The organism is Bartonella sp. AD328YNZD (genome assembly GCF_042196425.1).
The window spans coordinates 1-592 of sequence record NZ_JBHIQG010000814.1 but is presented as its reverse complement, the minus strand read 5'-3'; the positions used below and the strand labels follow the sequence as shown (position 1 = coordinate 592).

1 protein-coding gene is annotated in these 592 nt (G+C 34.0%); it reads right to left on the bottom strand.

The genetic code is table 11. From position 1 onward, the window contains the following. On the bottom strand, positions 1–592 hold a 592-nt coding region (locus tag ACFIO3_RS15165), incomplete at both ends, for an MFS transporter (RefSeq protein WP_375704795.1).

Genomic DNA, 592 nt, shown 5'->3' with positions numbered 1-592 from the left:
AATAAAAGCATAAAGAAATATAAGGAACTTTAATAAAAATAGACAACATCTCCTTAGCTTCACAAATGAGAGAATTCGCTTTATTTGGTTTTTTCTCCCCCTTCAGGTCATCAAGAAAAAACAAACCAAATAGTGTTGTCATCAACATTAAAAACGCCGCGATATACCATATATATTGGCTCGAATAATCAGCAAAATAAGCACCGATCAAACTGAATATAAACATGCCGATGTAATTATATTGAGAGCTGGAACCAAGCACTTTTTTAGTGGATGTCAATTTTGCTTTTGCATATTGAACAAGTAAAGCATTATAAGCCCCCGCAATCAATGTCAACGACACTGCATTAAAAGATTCTGCTAAAAGAAAACCGTAAAAGCTTGTAGAAATTCCCATGAGAAAAAGCCATATAGCGGCAAAAGCCGCTGCCAAAACAATCGATATTTTATAACTTTTTCGATCAGCAAAATATCCCAGAGGAATATCGGTAACCATCATAATAAAAGCCTGAAATGACTTAATGATCCCGATATCAATAAGAGTTAGCCCTTTTTCAAGCATATAAAAGACAATAAAGGCACCTGTTAAAAT